This is a genomic window from Pseudomonas sp. NFR02, assembly GCF_900119375.1.
Lineage (GTDB): Bacteria > Pseudomonadota > Gammaproteobacteria > Pseudomonadales > Pseudomonadaceae > Aquipseudomonas > Aquipseudomonas paracarnis.
Window position 1 is genome coordinate 15036 of record NZ_FPJJ01000003.1, and the last position, 15231, is coordinate 30266.

A 15231-nucleotide genomic window follows, 5' to 3' on the forward strand; every position below is an offset into this window, starting at 1 on the left:
TGTGCCCACGGACAAGGGCACCCTGACCAACGCCTGCATTGAGACGCTGCGTCTCATGCCGCTGAGACTCAAGGGTCGAACTGCGTGGTTGCGTCTCACATTTAGTCGACCACTTGCCTGGGCATCGCTGTGTGGCAAGGCTCTGGATCAAGGCTTTGCCAGGTTTTCTCGACGGTTGGCACAAGCTGTGCTGAACAGCTTGGCACTGGCCGCAGCCAGTTTTTTGTGCGTCGAGACAACCTGGAGAACAACAAGATGTCCACCCACCTGTGCACCGATCAGTTACTGCATGCCTACACCGTGATGCGCACCATCCGCGATTTCGAAGAACGCCTGCATGTGGAGTTCGCCACCGGCGAGATCCCCGGTTTCGTTCACCTGTATGCCGGTCAGGAAGCCTGCGCCGCTGGCGTCATGGCGCACCTCAATGATGATGATTGCATCGCGTCCAACCACCGCGGCCACGGACACTGCATCGCCAAGGGCGTCGACGTGTTCGGCATGATGGCCGAAATCTATGGCAAGAAAACCGGCGTGTGCGGCGGCAAGGGCGGCTCCATGCACATCGCCGACCAAGAGAAAGGCATGCTCGGCGCCAACGGCATTGTCGGTGCCGGCGCACCGTTGGCCGCGGGGGCTGCGCTGGCTGCCAAGCTCAAGGGGAGCCAGGGCGTGGCAGTGGCGTTTTTTGGCGACGGTGGCTCCAACGAAGGTGCCGTGTTCGAAGCGATGAACCTGGCGTCGATCATGCAGCTGCCGTGTCTGTTTGTCGCCGAAAACAACGGTTATGCCGAGGCCACTGGCGCCGGTTGGTCGGTGGCCTGCAAAGACATCGCCGAGCGCGCCGCCGGGTTTGGTATGCCGGGGGTGATCGTCGACGGCAATGATTTTTTCGCGGTGCATGAAGCACTCGGCGTTGCTGTGGAGCGGGCGCGCCAAGGCGACGGGCCAACGCTGGTCGAGGTCAAGCTCAGCCGTTTCTACGGGCACTTCGAGGGCGATGCGCAAACCTATCGCGGCGCTGACGAAGTGAAAAACCTGCGCGAAAGCGCCGATTGCCTGGCCTTGTTCCGTCAGCGCTGCCATGCCGAAGGCTGGCTGGATGCAGCGCAGTTCGAGCGCATCGACGGTGAAGTGGCGCAATTGATCGAAGACGCCGTACGCCTGGCCAAAACCGATCCCAAGCCCCAGGCCGCCGACCTGCTAAGCGACGTTTACGTGGCCTACCGCTGATACCAACCCTATAAAAACAAGACGTGGAGAGAATCTAATGGCTCGTAAAATCAGCTATCAGCAGGCGATCAATGAGGCCTTGGCTCAAGAGATGGGCCGTGACCAGAGCGTATTCATCATCGGTCAGGATGTGGCCGGTGGCACCGGTTCCCCCGGTGAGCAGGACGCATGGGGCGGCGTGCTTGGCGTGACCAAGGGCTTGCACCCGCAATTTCCCGGGCGCGTGCTGGACGCACCGTTGTCTGAGGTCGGCTACGTGGGCATGGCGGTGGGCGCCGCTACCCGTGGCATGCGCCCAGTGTGCGAATTGATGTTCGTCGACTTCATCGGCTGCTGCCTGGACCAGTTGCTCAACCAGGCTGCCAAGTTCCGCTATATGTTCGGTGGCAAAACCACTACACCGCTGGTGATCCGTGCCATGTACGGCGCCGGTTTGCGGGCGGCTGCCCAGCATTCGCAAATGCTCACCTCCATGTGGACGCATATCCCCGGCCTTAAGGTGGTATGCCCGGCCACGCCCTACGACGCCAAGGGCATGTTGATCCAGGCAATCCGCGACAATGACCCGGTGATTTTCCTTGAGCACAAAATGCTCTACGGCATGCAGGGCGACGTACCGCAAGAGCTGTACACGGTCCCGTTTGGCGAAGCCAACTTTGTGCGTGAGGGCAAGGATGTGACGCTGGTGACCTACGGCCGCATGCTGCATATCGCCCTGGAGGCTGCGGCCAACCTGGCGCGTCAAGGCATTGATTGTGAAGTGCTGGACCTGCGCACCACCAGCCCGCTGGATGAAGACAGCATCCTTGAAAGCGTCGAGAAAACCGGGCGCCTGGTGGTGATCGACGAATCCAACCCACGCTGCTCGGTCGCCACCGACATCAGTGCCCTGGTGGCCCAGCGGGGGTTCGCTTTCCTGCGCGCTCCCATCGAGATGGTCACCGCGCCGCACACCCCGGTGCCGTTTTCCGATGCACTGGAAGACCTGTACATCCCCAACGCCGCGAAGATCGAGGCCGCCGTGATGAAGATCGCCGACAAGAGGACCGCCGCATGATTCATACCCTGACCATGCCCAAATGGGGCCTGTCGATGACCGAGGGCCGCATCGATGTCTGGCTCAAACAACCCGGCGACCGAGTGGAAAAGGGCGAGGAAGTGCTGGACGTGGAGACCGACAAGATCTCCAGCAGTGTCGAGGCGCCTTTTAGCGGCGTGCTGCGTCGGGTACTGGCGCTCAGTGATGAAACCCTGCCGGTGGGCGCTCTACTGGGAATTGTGGTGGAGGGCGAGGCGACAGAGGCTCAGATCGATAGCGTGATCGAAAGCTTCAACGCCGGGTTCGTCTCCAGTGCCGCCGAAGCCGAAGAGGCCGGCCCCAGCGCACAAAAAGTCGAGGTAGGCGGGCGCTTGCTGCGTTATCTGGACATGGGCGAGGGCGGCACGCCGCTGGTGTTGGTGCACGGCTTCGGGGGCGATCTGAACAACTGGCTGTTCAATCAACCGGCCCTGGCCGCCGAACGCCGGGTGATTGCCCTGGACCTGCCAGGGCACGGGGAGTCGGGCAAGTCTCTGCAAACGGGAGACGCTGCCGAACTCAGTCACGCCGTACTGGCATTGCTCGACCACCTGGCGCTCGACCGTGTGCATTTGGCCGGCCACTCCATGGGTGGGCTGGTGACCCTCACCGTCGCCAGCCTGGCGCCTGCACGTATCGCCTCCATCACCTTGATCGCCAGCGCCGGTCTGGGTGCCGATATCAACGGCGATTACCTGCGAGGTTTTGTCGAAGCCAACAACCGTAACGCGCTCAAGCCGCCATTGACTCAACTGTTCAGTAACCCTGCGCTGGTGACGCGGCAGATGCTGGAGGACATGCTCAAATTCAAGCGCCTGGAAGGGGTGGATCAAGCGTTGCGCCAACTCGATCACAAGCTGTTCGATGGCGGGCGGCAGATGCTGGATCTTCGCAGCGAGGTGGGCCGCCAGCCGAGCCTGGTGATCTGGGGCAGTGACGATGCGATCATCCCGGCAAGCCACGCCCAAGGGCTGCAGGCTCAGGTGCATGTATTGCCGGGGCAGGGGCATATGGTGCAGCTGGAGGCGGCGGAGCAGGTCAATCAACTGATCTCCACCTTTTTGAAAGCGCAGCCCTGATTGAGGTTCAAGGGAGGGACGGTTTGGCCTGTCCCTCCCACAAGGTCAAGGGTGTTTTTTCAGCTGGAGCGTTTCAGGGTTTCGCTGGGCAGCTCCTGAAAAAGCGCCCGGTAGCTGTTTGAAAACCGCCCCAAATGCCAGAACGACCAATTCATCGCGACCTCGGCCACCGTGGTGTCGGTCGTGCTCAGCAACTCCCGCCGCGCCCCGTTCAAGCGGCGCAACCGCAACCACTGCGCCGGGCTCATCCCTGTGTAGGTCTTGAACCCTTGCTGCAATTGGCGCAACGGCACCCCCGCAATCTGCGCCAGTTCCAACAGGTTGGCGGTTTCATCCGGCGCATCCGCCGCCCATTCGCCGATGCGCGCCATCAATTGGCGTTCTTCGCTGCGCTTTTGCAGTGAACTGCCGTCCAGGCACACGCAGGCGTTGTCGAGGATAAACAGGCAGTCGTCGAGCAGTTGCTGGGTGAGGGCATCGCGGCTGATGGGGTCGGTCAGTGCCGACAGGCGCGTAAGGGTGCCGCTCAGCCAGCGAGTGAACAGCGCATTTTGCCGACAGCTCAGCGGTGCCATGAACAGGCCTTCGAGCTTGGCCATATCCAGGCCGTGGCGCTGGACGAACTGCGGGCCGAACACCACGGCCACTTCGCGGTAGTTGACCGGGGTGATCCAGGTGTTGCGGCTTTCGCCATTGAGCAGGTACAGCGCGTTGTCACTGGCGTCGAAACAGAACGCCAGGGCGCCGGCAGGTGCGTTGAAATGCTGCTCCACCCGGGTGTTCATGCATTCTTCGTAGACCTGCACCCCTTGCAGGTCGAGGTAGCGCACCTGCCCGGCAAAATGCCCGGGGGACATCTGCTGGTACTGCTGCACCCAGCCGGGTGTCGCACTGCATTGGGCGGCCACATCGCCGGTGGCGAAGGCCTGTACGCGCAAAGCGGTTGCCTGTGTCATGGTGATCCGTGCGCACTCTATTGGTGCGTTGTGCCGCGTGCAAAGTGGATAGATGCCGTTTCAAGGCTGGCCCAAGATAGACCTCAATGCGCTGGGAGTACAACCCGGCGTCGCATCCCACCCAAGACGAGGTCCTTATGAACGCCCCCTTCGATCAGCTGTCCACCTGGCTGAAAGAACACAAGATTACCGAAGTCGAATGCGTGATCAGTGACTTGACTGGCATCGCACGCGGCAAGATTGCACCCACCAACAAGTTCCTGCATGAGCGAGGCATGCGCCTGCCGGAAAGTGTGTTGCTGCAAACGGTAACCGGGGACTTTGTCGACGACGATATCTATTACGACCTGTTGGACCCGGCCGATATCGACATGATTTGCCGCCCGGTCGCCAACGCCACTTACGTAGTGCCGTGGGCCATCGAGCCCACCGCCATCGTGATCCACGACACCTTCGACAAGCAGGGCAACCCCATCGAACTGTCGCCGCGCAATGTGTTGAAGAAAGTCCTGCAGCTCTACACCGACCAAGGCTGGCAGCCGATTGTCGCGCCGGAAATGGAGTTCTACCTGACCCAGCGCTGCGAAGATCCGGACCTGCCATTGAAAACTCCCATCGGCCGCTCGGGCCGCGCCGAAACCGGGCGCCAGTCGTTTTCCATCGATGCCGCCAACGAATTCGACCCGCTGTTCGAAGATGTCTATGACTGGTGCGAAGCCCAGGGCCTGGACCTAGACACCCTGATCCACGAAGACGGCCCGGCGCAGATGGAAATCAACTTTCGCCATGGCGACGCCCTGGACCTGGCCGACCAGATCACGGTGTTCAAGCGCACCTTGCGCGAGGCCGCCCTCAAGCACAACGTCGCCGCCACCTTCATGGCCAAGCCGGTGGCCGACGAGCCCGGCAGCGCCATGCACCTGCACCAGAGCGTGGTCGAAATCGCCACCGGCAAACCGGTGTTCGTCGATGCCGACGGCAACATGAGCCCGTTGTTCCTGCATCACATCGGCGGCCTGCAGAAGTACATCCCCAAGCTGCTGCCGATGTTTGCACCCAACGTGAACTCGTTTCGGCGTTTTTTGCCGGACACCTCGGCGCCGGTCAACGTCGAATGGGGCGAAGAGAACCGCACCGTCGGCCTGCGCGTACCCACTTCCAGCCCGGAGGCGATGCGCGTGGAAAACCGCCTGCCGGGCGCCGATGCCAATCCTTACCTGGCGATTGCTGCCAGCTTGTTGTGTGGCTACCTGGGCATGATCGAGCACATCGAACCCAGTGCCCCGGTGGAAGGCCGCGCCTATGAACGCCGCAACCTGCGCCTGCCGTTCACCCTCGAAGATGCGCTGGCGCGCATGGAGGATTGCGACACGGTCAAGCAGTACCTGGGCGAAAAATTCGTGCGCGGCTACGTCGCGGTCAAGCGCGCCGAACATGAGAATTTCAAGCGGGTGATCAGTTCCTGGGAGCGTGAGTTCCTGCTGTTGAGCGTCTGAAAACAAGCATAAGAGGGGTGACGATATGCGTCTTGTGAACAAGCTTCTTCCACTGGCCCTGGTCGCGGCGTTCAGCGGTGCCGGTCAGGCGGCGCCGACGGTGAGTGTCTACAACTGGACCGATTACATTGGCGAGACCACCTTGGCGGATTTCCAGGCCAAGACCGGCATCAAGGTGATCTACGATGTGTTCGACTCCAACGAAACCCTGGAGGGCAAGTTGCTGGCCGGGCGCACCGGGTATGACGTGGTGGTGCCGTCCAACCATTTCCTGGCACGCCAGGTGAAGGCCGGTGCGTTCCTCAAGCTTGACCGCGCGCAGTTGCCCAACTTCAAGAACCTGGACCCCAAGCTGCTAAAGTTACTGGAACAGAACGACCCCGGTAATGCGCACTCGGTGCCGTACCTGTGGGGCACCAATGGCATTGGCTACAACGTCGACAAGGTCAAGCAAGTGCTGGGCATCGACCGCATCGACTCGTGGGCGGTGTTGTTCGAGCCGGAAAACATCAAGAAGCTGCATGAGTGCGGCGTGGCCTTCCTCGATTCAGCGGATGAGCTGTTCCCGGCGATCCTCAACTACATGGGCAAGGACCCACGCAGCGAGAATGCCGAGGACTACAAGCAGGCCGAAGCCAAGTTGCTCACGCTGCGGCCGTACATCACCTATTTCCACTCTTCCAAGTACATCTCCGACCTGGCCAACGGCAATATCTGCGTGGCCTTCGGTTATTCCGGCGATGTGTTCCAGGCCGCCAACCGCGCCAAGGAAGCCAAGAACGGGGTGAACATTGCGTACTCGATCCCCAAGGAAGGCTCTAACCTGTGGTTCGACCTGTTGGCGATTCCGGCCGATGCGAGCAACCCTGAAGAAGCCCATGCGTTCATCAACGACCTGCTTGAGCCTGAGGTGATTGCCAAGGTCAGCACCTCGGTGGGCTATGCCAACGCCAACCCGGCCGCCAAGCCGTTCATGCCTGCGGAGCTGGTGAACAATCCTGAGGTGTACCCGCCCCAGGACGTACTCGACAAACTCTATATCTCCACCACGCCTACGCCGGCGACCATGCGCGTGATGACCCGCGCCTGGAGCAAAGTGAAGTCCAACCGATGATGCAGTCCAATGAACATGCCCCGTCCTATTACCGCGCTTCGGCGAATGCCATGGTGCAGCGGCCCGCACTTGAGGCAGACCTGAGCGCCGATGTGTGTGTGATCGGCGGCGGTTTCACCGGGGTCAACACCGCCATTGAACTGGCCCAGCGCGGGCTTTCGGTGATCCTGCTGGAGGCGCGCCGCATCGGTTGGGGCGCCAGCGGGCGCAATGGCGGGCAATTAATTCGGGGTATCGGCCATGATGTCTCCGGGTTTGCCAAATACGTGGGTGAGGAGGGCGTGCGCTATATGGAGCGGGCCGGTATCGACTCGGTCGCTCTGGTGGGCCAGCGCATTGCCGAGCACGGCATCGACTGTGACCTGCGCTGGGGCTTTTGCGAACTGGCTAACACCCCGGCGCAGTTTGCCGCGTTCAAGGGCGAACAGGCGCACCTGGAGGCCATGGGGTATGCCCATGAAACGCGGCTGGTCGGCCCACAAGACATGGCACAGGTGGTGGGCTCTACGGTGTATGCCGGCGGCCTGGTCGACATGGGTTCCGGGCATCTGCACCCGCTTAACCTAGTTTTGGGTGAAGCGCGTGCGGCCGAGGCCCTTGGGGTGCGCATCTTTGAGCACAGCCCGGTGCTGGAGCTGATCCATGGCGAGACGGTGCAAGTGCGCTGCGCAGGCGGCAGCGTGCGCGCAGCCAACCTGGTGCTGGCATGCAATGCCCATCTTGAGGAACTGGAGCCGCGCTTGAGCGGCAAGGTGCTGCCGGCGGGCAGCTACATCATCGCCACCGAGCCACTGCCTGAACCAGTAGCCCAGCAGTTGATCCCGCGGAACCTGGCGCTGTGCGACCAGAAAGTCGGCCTGGATTACTACCGGCTGACTGCCGACCGGCGCCTGTTGTTCGGCGGTGCCTGCCACTACTCGGGGCGCGACCCCCAGGACATCGCCGCGTACATGCGCCCGAAAATGCTCAAGGTGTTCCCACAGTTGGCCAACACGGCTATCGAGTTCCAGTGGGGCGGCAAGATTGGCATCACCGCCAACCGCTTTCCCCAGGTCGGGCGGCTCAAGCAGTACCCCAATGTGTTCTATGCCCAAGGCTATTCCGGTCACGGCTTGAACGTGACGCACTGGTGCGCACGGTTGCTGGCCGAAGGGATACATGCGGGTGCAAGCCAGGGCCTGGATATTTTCAGCCAGGTGCCGCACATGACCTTTCCCGGTGGCAAGGCGCTGCGCTCGCCACTGCTGGCGTTGGGGATGTTGTGGTATCGGTTGCGCGAAGCACTCTGATTCCTGACCCAATGTGGGAGGGGGCTTGCCCGCGAAGGCGGTGTGTCAGTCACTGAATCTTCAACTGAACCACCGCTATCGCAGGCAAGCCAGCTCCCACACTGGTTCTGCGTTGCTCACAAAATCATCACCCGGCATAGACACCCTGTGAGACGTCAGTCAGATAGCCTCAGGTTCGGTCAGCACTTTGCGAAAGGTTTCCACCAACGGCCTCAAGTTGACGCGGTGCCATGCCGCCCACAGCGGTGTGGTGTAGGCCAGCCACGGCAGCTCGCGCAACACTACGCCTGGCGGTGCGTTGCGGCTCAGGCCTTTTTGCACCATCGCCACCCCCAGCCCGGACGCCACCAGGCCCAGTGCGGTAAAGGGCTCGCTGGCTTCCATGGGAATCTGCGGGGTGAAACCGGCACGGATACAGGCGGCGACGAAATCATCGGCCGGGTTGGCGCCAGGTTTGCGCTGCACGCCGATCCATTGTTGGTCGGCCAGGTGCTCGGGTAACAGTTCATGTTGTTGAACCAGCGGATGCTGTTCGGGCAGAGCCAGCAGCATCGCGTCGTCGAGGACTTGCCAGGCGGTCAGGTCCGGGTCGTCGGCGGCAGGTGGTTCGCTCACCAGGGCGATGTCCAGGCTGCGTTGGCGCAAACCTTCCAGTTGTTCCAGGGAGGGCAGGTTATACAGCTTGATGTGCACGGCGGGCCTATCGTCGCGCAGTATGCGCAAGGCATTGGGCAAGACACCGGCGTGCATGGCGTTTTCGATATAACCGATGCACAAACCGCCTTCTTCGCCGCGGCCCAGGCGCTTGCCCAGGGACTCCAGGCGGTTGGCGTGGGTCAGCAGGGCCTTGGTTTCGGCCAGGAAGGTCTGGCCGTCGCGGGTCAGGCGGATGCGCTGCTGGCTGCGCTCGAACAGGGTCAGGCCCAGGCGTTCCTCGAGCTGGGCGATCTGCCGGCTCAGGGGCGATTGGGAAATGTGCAAGCGCTCGGCGGCGCGGCCGACGTGTTCTTCTTCGGCTACCACTTCGAAGTAGCGCAACTGGCGTAGATCAATCATGTAAGACCTTCAAGGACTCAAGTTGGTCGCAGTATGTCTTGGACGGTCTGATCTGCGCAATCTAGCATCTGCTCAACGGTCACCGCGACCTCGCACCGATTGAGGAACCACCATGAGCTTGAAAGACACACTGCCCGGCGTACTGGGCTTTGGCACCGCCCCCTTGGGCAATATGTTCCGCGCCATCCCCGAAGCAGAAGCCCAGGCCACCGTCCAGGCCGCCTGGAACCAGGGCGTGCGTTACTTCGATACCGCGCCGTTCTACGGCTCGGGCCTGTCGGAAATTCGCCTGGGCCAAGCGCTGTCCAACTATCACCGCGACGACTACGTGCTCAGCACCAAGGTCGGCCGGGTGATTCTCGATGAAGTCGAAGAAACCGCCCGTGACCTTGGCGAAAAAAGCGGCGTATTCGAACACGGCCGGCCCAATAAAATACTCAATGACTACAGCGCCGACGCCACCCTGCGCTCCATTGAAGACAGCCTGACACGCCTGCAAACCGATCGCCTGGACATCGTGTGGGTTCACGACATCGCCCAGGATTTTTACGGCGACCAATGGCTGGAATACTTCAACCAGGCCCGCACTGGTGCCTTCAAAGTACTCACCCGTTTGCGCGAGCAAGGAGTGATCAAGGCCTGGGGGCTGGGCGTCAATCGTGTCGAGCCTTGCGAGTTGACCCTGGACCTGGCCGAAGCCCAGCCTGATGGTTTTCTGCTGGCGGGTCGCTATACGCTGCTGGACCACGACCGCGCCTTGCAGCGCCTGATGGACGCGGCCCACGCCCAGCAGGTCGAGATCGTTGTCGGTGGCCCGTACAGCTCCGGCATCCTTGCTGGCGGTGCGCACTTTGAATACCAGCAAGCCGGCCCGGCGATCATTGCCAAGGTCGAGCAGATCAAGGCAATTGCCCAGGCGTTTGGCGTCAGTATCAAGGCCGCTGCGCTACAGTTCTCACTGGCCCATCCGGCAGTGGCAGCGGTGATTCCTGGTGCCAGTCGTCCGGGGCGGATTGCCGAAGACGTCGCGGCGTTGTCTGAACAGATTCCAGCAGCCTTCTGGCAGGCGTTGCGCGAGGCCCGCTTGATCTCGGACCGTGCACCTTTGCCTCTCTCACGTTAAGGAGCTTGAGCATGAAAATTGATGTAAGTGGCAAAGTGGCTATTGTCAGCGGCAGCACCGCCGGGATTGGCCTGGGTATCAGCCAGGCCCTGGCGCAATCCGGTGCCACGGTGGTGGTGATCGGGCGGGATGCAGGCAAGGTGGACGACGCCTTGGCCAGCATTCGCCAAGCGGTTCCGGCTGCTCAACTGCGTGGTGTGGTGGCCGACCTCGGCACCGTTGAAGGCGCACAGAAACTTTTCGCCGCCGAACCCCGCGCCGACATTCTGGTCAACAACCTGGGCATCTTCGACGCGGTGGATTTCTTCGACGCGCCGGACAGTGAGTGGGCGCGCTTCTATGAGGTCAATGTGATCTCCGGCGTGCGCCTGGCGCGGCATTATGTGCCGGGTATGGTCGAGCAGGGCTGGGGCCGGGTGATCTTCGTGTCGTCGGAGTCTGGCGTGGCGACGCCGGCCGACATGATCAACTACGGGGTGACCAAAAGCGCCAACCTGGCGGTGTCCCACGGCCTGGCCAAGCGCCTGGCGGGTACTGGGGTGACGGTGAATGCTATCTTGCCGGGGCCGACCTTTACCGATGGCCTGGAACACATGCTCAAGGACGCCACGGCCGAATCCGGGCGCAGTGCCCGAGAGGAAGCGGATGTATTTGTGCGCCATGCGCGGCCCACCTCGATCATCCAGCGCGCGGCCAATGTGGATGAAGTGGCGAACCTGGTGGCGTACATTGCTTCACCGCTGTCTTCGGCGACGACCGGTGCCGCGCTGCGGGTCGACGGTGGCGTTGTCGACAGCATGGCAATCTGATTTTTTCCTGACTGGAGTATTGATCGTGGCAACAGCGTCTTCTGTGATTGAAATTGCGGTGTCGGCCGACCAGGTCTGGCAACTGATTGGCGGCTTCAACAGCCTGCCTGACTGGCTGCCTTTGATTGCCAAGAGCGAGCCGAGCGAGGGTGGCCGTGTGCGTCACCTGACCACCGCTGACGGCGGCGCGATTGTCGAGCGTTTGCAGACCTTCGACAACGTGGCGCGCACCTACAGCTACACCATTGAAGCGTCGCCGTTTCCGGTGAGTGCTTACTTGGCGACCTTGCAGGTTGAAGCGCTGACGGACACCTCGGCGAAAGTGACCTGGTCCGGCGTGTTCACGCCGGCAGCGGGTACCACCGAGGCGCAAGTCGAGGCATTGTTTGCCGGTGTCTACGAAGGCGGGCTTGAGGCGTTGCGCGGTAACTTCTAAAGAATGTGGTGAGGGAGCAAGCTCCCTCGCCACAGGTGGGTTTTAGCCTATATGGAGCAAGGCTGCCGCGACAGCCTCTGCCGGCGTCATCTGCGCCGTATCCAGCCTGAACGGTGGGGTTTCCCAGCGTTCGTACTTATGCGCCTGCACCGATTCCCAGGTCGGCGGCACCAGCCCGGGAATATCGCCCACACGCCCTTCGACTCGACGCCGATGCGCCTGCTGATCGGTACACACCACCTCGATATTGCTCAGCGCCACACCGGCCGCTGTCGCCACCGCTTGCCAGGCATCGCGGCTTTCCTTCACGGGGTTCACACAATCGGCGATCACCCGCTGCCCCAGGCGCAGGTTACTCAGCGCCAGCGCATTCGCCACCGCGTAGCCGCTGGCCCCCACATCGCCTACCAACACCGCAGCCTCCCGCAGCGCCTGCTCAATCACATCGATACGCAGGTAAACCGCGCCCAACTGTCGCGCCAGCTCCCTGGCAATCGTGGTCTTGCCACTGCCGGGCAAGCCGCTGAATACAATAAGCATGACCCTTCAACCCTTTGTAGGCGCGCTGCTCGCGAAAAACGCCAACCATAACGCGCACTCCCTGAATAAACGCGGCGCCTGTGAGTTTTTCGCGAGCAACCTCGCTCCTACAATGGTATTAGAACCGCTTGACTCATTTCACCCACAGGAGCGCCCATGACCCTGCCGTTCGTGAAGATGCACGCCCACGGCGACGACTTCATTATCATTGACCGCCGTGGCGAGGATAACCCTATTACTGCGCAGATTGCCCGCCACTTGGGTAACCGCCGCACCGGCATCGGTTTCAATCAGCTGGCGGTGGTGCTCGACTGTGAGGAGGCTGCTGCGCGCGTTCAGTTCTGGAACCCGGACGGAACACGCTTGCAAACCTGCGGCAGCGCGACGCGTGGCGTGGCGGATCGCCTGATGCATGAGGCTGGCACCCAAAGCATCGTGCTGGGCAGCGACCGTGGCTTGCTGACATGCACACGTGCTGATGGGCAGCGCGTGTCGGTGGATATGGGCCCACCCTCGCTGGACTGGGCGTCGGTACCCTTGGCCAGGGCGATGGACACCTGCGTGTTGCCTATCGACGGCCAGCCGGCGGCGTGCAGCATGGGCAACCCGCATTGCACGTTTTTTGTGGAGGATGTGACGGCGCTCGATATTGAAGCCATGGGCTCGACCCTGGAAGTTCACCCGCTGTTTCCGGCCAGGACCAATGTGCATTTCGTGCAAGTGCTGGACCGCGGCCATATCCGCCTGCGTATCTGGGAGCGTGGCGGAGGTGTGCCGCTGGGGTCCGGTTCATGCTGTTGCGCGGCGGTCGTCAACGGCATCCGGCGAGGGCTGCTCGATGAGCGTGTGGAGGTCCAGTGCGACGGCGGCGCGGTCACGGTGCAATGGGACGGGCGGGGCGGGGTGATATTGACCGGCCGGGTCGAGCCGATCATGCAGGGCACCGCGTACCTGTACTAGAACTTCACGGTAAACGTGGTGCCGGCGCTCGCACATGAACTCACCGCCACGTCGCCGCCATGTACTCTGGCCAGTTCGCGCACGATATACAGGCCCAGGCCTACGCTGCGCACGTCGCTGCCCTGGTCGGTGCCGCGGGTCATGGGTTCGAACAATCCGGCCAGCAGGGTTTGGGGAATTGCCGGGCCGTGGTTGTGCACCGCGACCGCGCAGGTGTTATCGCCCAGGCGCGAGGTAATGGTGATCGGCTGCAGCAAGTCGCCATAGGCCACGCTGTTGGCCACCAGGTTACCGATCATCTGTTGCACGCGGTCGGCGTCCAGGCACGCGTCGCCCTGGCCCTCGGCGTGATGCACCAGCGTGGCCTTGGGGAAGGCCACCCGCAGTTCGTCGACGCTGCGATGAATAACGCTGTGCAGGTCCAGCGGTTGCGGCTTGATGGTAATGCCCTGGCCGACCCGGGCCTGGGTGAAGTCCAGCAGGTCGGCGATCATGCGGTGGGCGCGTTCGGACGACTGGCCGATGTGCCCCAACAACTGGCGCTCCTTGGCCGTGCGCTCGCCACGCTGGAGAAAGTCGGAGGCCATGCGGATCGCAGTCAGAGGGTTTTTCAGGTCGTGGCTAACAATCGCCACCATCTGTTCGGCAAACAACGCCCGGCGCTGGGCAATGGCGTAGGCCTCGCTCAGTTCGGCCTGGGCCTGTTGCAGGGCCAGTTCCGTAGCAGTTTTTTCCTGCAGCAGGGCTTCAGCCTGCTTGTGGGCATTGAGCAGCTCACGCTCGTACTTGTCACGGTCGGTGGTGCCGAACAGCGCCAAGTCATACACCACGCCGTCGGGCTGCTGGCGCCGGTTGGCGTTGAGCAAGACCGTGACTTTGTGCCCGTTGCAATGACGGATGTCGAGCTTCACCTCGGTGACGCTGCCATGCATACGCAGCATCGGCGCCAGGTGCGTCTGGTAAAAAATCCGCCCGCCCATGGCCAGCAGGTCCTGGAAACGCCGGCCCAGCAGCTGGGCCGCAGTAAAGCCCAGCCAGTCGCACAAGCGCGGGTTGACGTGCAGGATCGTGCCATCTTCCTGGGTCACCGCCAGGGCACACGCCGCGCTGTCAAACAGCGGGTCAACGGGCATCGGCAGCCGCCCAAGGGGCCAGGAACCGGTCCATCGCCGTTGCACACGCCTGGGGGGCGCTCATATGCGGGCAATGGCCGACATTCTCGACCAGGCAATAAGTGCTGTTAGGTAGTACGGCGTGCAGGTATTCACCCACGGCCACGGGGGCGATCAGGTCGTCGGTCGATTGCAGGATGAGTACCGGGGTGGTCAGGCCGAACACATCCTGGCGGTTATCCGAGAGGAAGGTCACGCGGGCGAACTGCTTGGCGATGTCCGGCTCGGTGCGGCAGAAGCTCTCGGTGAGCGCCTCGCTCAGGTGCGGCTGCGTCGGGGCGCCCATGATCACCGGGGCCATGGCGCTGGACCAGCCCAGGTAGTTGCTGTCGAGGGTGTCGAGCAGGTCGTCGATGTCGTCGCGCTGGAAACCGCCGACATATTCCTCGGTATCGATATAGCGTGGCGATGGGCCAATCATCACGTGTGCGGCAATGCGGCCCGGGAGGAAACGGTCGGCGAGGGTGCCGATCATCGCGCTGACCGAGTGGCCCACCAGAATCACCGGGCCTTGGGCATAGGCGTCGATAATCTCGTTCAGGTCATGGGCATAGCCATCCAGGCGGCTGTATTTGGTTTTGTCGAACGCACTCAAGTCCGACAGGCCGGCGCCGACCAGGTCATACAGCACCACGCGAAAGCGCTCGAGAAAGTGCGGTGCCAAGGCATTCCACATGGCCTGGTTGCAACCAAAGCCGTGGGAAAACACCAGTGTCGAGGGACCTTTGCCCATCACATGTACATTGTTGCGGTGACGTAGGTCCATGGGGTTCTCGTGGATGGCTAATTGCTATGCAGCTTAGCGGGCAGTTTAGATAGTCGCAGGCCCTGGGTCACGCGTTTGCGTGCAGATAAGGTAAAGTCGGCGTCTTCAGGGAGAGACTTCAGGT

Annotated in this window: 15 protein-coding genes; 10 read left to right on the forward strand and 5 right to left on the reverse strand. The window is 62.1% G+C overall.

Translation table 11 applies throughout. The features are described 5' to 3' along the window. Window positions 1–255: 255 nt before the first annotated feature. From BT199_RS10540 to BT199_RS10550, 3 genes are read left to right on the forward strand one after another with little or no spacing between them, the layout of a single operon-like run. The gene (locus tag BT199_RS10540; RefSeq protein WP_057977155.1) at window positions 256–1233 is read left to right on the forward strand and encodes a thiamine pyrophosphate-dependent dehydrogenase E1 component subunit alpha; all 978 of its coding nucleotides are present in this window, start codon (window positions 256–258) and stop codon (window positions 1231–1233) included. Between the two features lie 37 nt (window positions 1234–1270). Continuing rightward, window positions 1271–2290, forward strand: a complete 1020-nt coding sequence (locus tag BT199_RS10545) for an alpha-ketoacid dehydrogenase subunit beta (protein ID WP_003190665.1) — start codon at window positions 1271–1273, stop codon at window positions 2288–2290. Beyond that, entirely contained in the window at window positions 2287–3390 is a 1104-nt protein-coding gene (locus BT199_RS10550; protein WP_072434440.1) for an acetoin dehydrogenase dihydrolipoyllysine-residue acetyltransferase subunit, read from the forward strand. Before BT199_RS10545 ends, BT199_RS10550 begins: the two co-directional genes overlap by 4 nt. A 59-nt stretch (window positions 3391–3449) precedes the next feature. Here BT199_RS10550 and BT199_RS10555 read toward each other — a convergent pair whose 3' ends face one another. Next, window positions 3450–4346: a helix-turn-helix domain-containing protein gene (locus tag BT199_RS10555; RefSeq protein WP_072434441.1), complete on the reverse strand. Its 897-nt coding sequence runs from the start codon at window positions 4344–4346 to the stop codon at window positions 3450–3452. Window positions 4347–4483: 137 nt separating this feature from the next. Between BT199_RS10555 and BT199_RS10560 the strand changes: the two genes are divergently transcribed. From BT199_RS10560 to BT199_RS10570, 3 genes are read left to right on the forward strand one after another with little or no spacing between them, the layout of a single operon-like run. Then, a complete protein-coding gene (locus tag BT199_RS10560) occupies window positions 4484–5842 on the forward strand; it encodes a glutamine synthetase family protein (protein ID WP_014718136.1) in 1359 nt (452 codons plus the stop codon). A gap of 25 nt (window positions 5843–5867) precedes the next feature. Continuing rightward, window positions 5868–6956, forward strand: a complete 1089-nt coding sequence (locus tag BT199_RS10565) for a polyamine ABC transporter substrate-binding protein (protein ID WP_072434442.1) — start codon at window positions 5868–5870, stop codon at window positions 6954–6956. Then, entirely contained in the window at window positions 6953–8245 is a 1293-nt protein-coding gene (locus tag BT199_RS10570) for an NAD(P)/FAD-dependent oxidoreductase (protein WP_032903527.1), read from the forward strand. Before BT199_RS10565 ends, BT199_RS10570 begins: the two co-directional genes overlap by 4 nt. A 159-nt stretch (window positions 8246–8404) precedes the next feature. Here the strand turns inward: BT199_RS10570 and BT199_RS10575 are convergent, their stop codons facing one another. Further along, complete coding sequence (locus BT199_RS10575; protein WP_072434443.1) at window positions 8405–9301, reverse strand: LysR substrate-binding domain-containing protein; 897 nt, start codon at window positions 9299–9301, stop codon at window positions 8405–8407. Window positions 9302–9413: 112 nt separating this feature from the next. On the opposite strand from BT199_RS10575, the gene BT199_RS10580 reads away from it, so the two are divergent. From BT199_RS10580 to BT199_RS10590, 3 genes are read left to right on the forward strand one after another with little or no spacing between them, the layout of a single operon-like run. Then, a complete protein-coding gene (locus BT199_RS10580) occupies window positions 9414–10424 on the forward strand; it encodes an aldo/keto reductase (RefSeq protein WP_072434444.1) in 1011 nt (336 codons plus the stop codon). Between the two features lie 11 nt (window positions 10425–10435). Next, window positions 10436–11233: an SDR family NAD(P)-dependent oxidoreductase gene (locus BT199_RS10585; RefSeq protein WP_020301857.1), complete on the forward strand. Its 798-nt coding sequence runs from the start codon at window positions 10436–10438 to the stop codon at window positions 11231–11233. Between the two features lie 25 nt (window positions 11234–11258). Further along, window positions 11259–11669 (forward strand): SRPBCC family protein, encoded by a 411-nt coding sequence (locus BT199_RS10590; protein WP_032903525.1) that lies wholly within the window; start codon window positions 11259–11261, stop codon window positions 11667–11669. 42 nt (window positions 11670–11711) lie between these two features. Here BT199_RS10590 and BT199_RS10595 read toward each other — a convergent pair whose 3' ends face one another. Next, window positions 11712–12209 carry a P-loop nucleotide/nucleoside kinase family protein gene (locus tag BT199_RS10595; RefSeq protein ID WP_020301859.1) on the reverse strand — a complete coding sequence of 166 codons (498 nt, stop codon included), beginning with the start codon at window positions 12207–12209 and terminating at the stop codon, window positions 11712–11714. 156 nt (window positions 12210–12365) lie between these two features. Here BT199_RS10595 and dapF point away from each other — a divergent pair, with 156 nt between their 5' ends. Then, entirely contained in the window at window positions 12366–13169 is an 804-nt protein-coding gene (dapF, locus tag BT199_RS10600) for a diaminopimelate epimerase (RefSeq protein WP_014718144.1), read from the forward strand. On the opposite strand, the gene BT199_RS10605 is transcribed toward dapF, so the two are convergent. Continuing rightward, window positions 13166–14302 carry a PAS domain-containing sensor histidine kinase gene (locus BT199_RS10605; protein WP_014718145.1) on the reverse strand — a complete coding sequence of 379 codons (1137 nt, stop codon included), beginning with the start codon at window positions 14300–14302 and terminating at the stop codon, window positions 13166–13168. The two genes, dapF and BT199_RS10605, sit on opposite strands and share 4 nt — an antisense overlap. Next, complete coding sequence (locus BT199_RS10610) at window positions 14292–15107, reverse strand: alpha/beta fold hydrolase (protein WP_072434445.1); 816 nt, start codon at window positions 15105–15107, stop codon at window positions 14292–14294. The genes BT199_RS10605 and BT199_RS10610 overlap by 11 nt, the downstream gene beginning before the upstream one ends. Between the last annotated feature and the right edge of the window lie 124 nt (window positions 15108–15231).

Excerpts from the sequence above, each read along its gene's own strand:
- BT199_RS10540 (WP_057977155.1), top strand. The coding sequence starts at position 256 with ATGTCCACCCACCTGTGCACCGATCAGTTACTGCATGCCTACACCGTG.
- BT199_RS10545 (WP_003190665.1), top strand. The coding sequence starts at position 1,271 with ATGGCTCGTAAAATCAGCTATCAGCAGGCGATCAATGAGGCCTTGGCT.
- BT199_RS10550 (WP_072434440.1), top strand. The coding sequence starts at position 2,287 with ATGATTCATACCCTGACCATGCCCAAATGGGGCCTGTCGATGACCGAG.
- BT199_RS10555 (WP_072434441.1), bottom strand. The coding sequence starts at position 4,346 with ATGACACAGGCAACCGCTTTGCGCGTACAGGCCTTCGCCACCGGCGAT.
- BT199_RS10560 (WP_014718136.1), top strand. The coding sequence starts at position 4,484 with ATGAACGCCCCCTTCGATCAGCTGTCCACCTGGCTGAAAGAACACAAG.
- BT199_RS10565 (WP_072434442.1), top strand. The coding sequence starts at position 5,868 with ATGCGTCTTGTGAACAAGCTTCTTCCACTGGCCCTGGTCGCGGCGTTC.
- BT199_RS10570 (WP_032903527.1), top strand. The coding sequence starts at position 6,953 with ATGATGCAGTCCAATGAACATGCCCCGTCCTATTACCGCGCTTCGGCG.
- BT199_RS10575 (WP_072434443.1), bottom strand. The coding sequence starts at position 9,301 with ATGATTGATCTACGCCAGTTGCGCTACTTCGAAGTGGTAGCCGAAGAA.
- BT199_RS10580 (WP_072434444.1), top strand. The coding sequence starts at position 9,414 with ATGAGCTTGAAAGACACACTGCCCGGCGTACTGGGCTTTGGCACCGCC.
- BT199_RS10585 (WP_020301857.1), top strand. The coding sequence starts at position 10,436 with ATGAAAATTGATGTAAGTGGCAAAGTGGCTATTGTCAGCGGCAGCACC.
- BT199_RS10595 (WP_020301859.1), bottom strand. The coding sequence starts at position 12,209 with ATGCTTATTGTATTCAGCGGCTTGCCCGGCAGTGGCAAGACCACGATT.
- dapF (WP_014718144.1), top strand. The coding sequence starts at position 12,366 with ATGACCCTGCCGTTCGTGAAGATGCACGCCCACGGCGACGACTTCATT.
- BT199_RS10605 (WP_014718145.1), bottom strand. The coding sequence starts at position 14,302 with ATGCCCGTTGACCCGCTGTTTGACAGCGCGGCGTGTGCCCTGGCGGTG.
- BT199_RS10610 (WP_072434445.1), bottom strand. The coding sequence starts at position 15,107 with ATGGACCTACGTCACCGCAACAATGTACATGTGATGGGCAAAGGTCCC.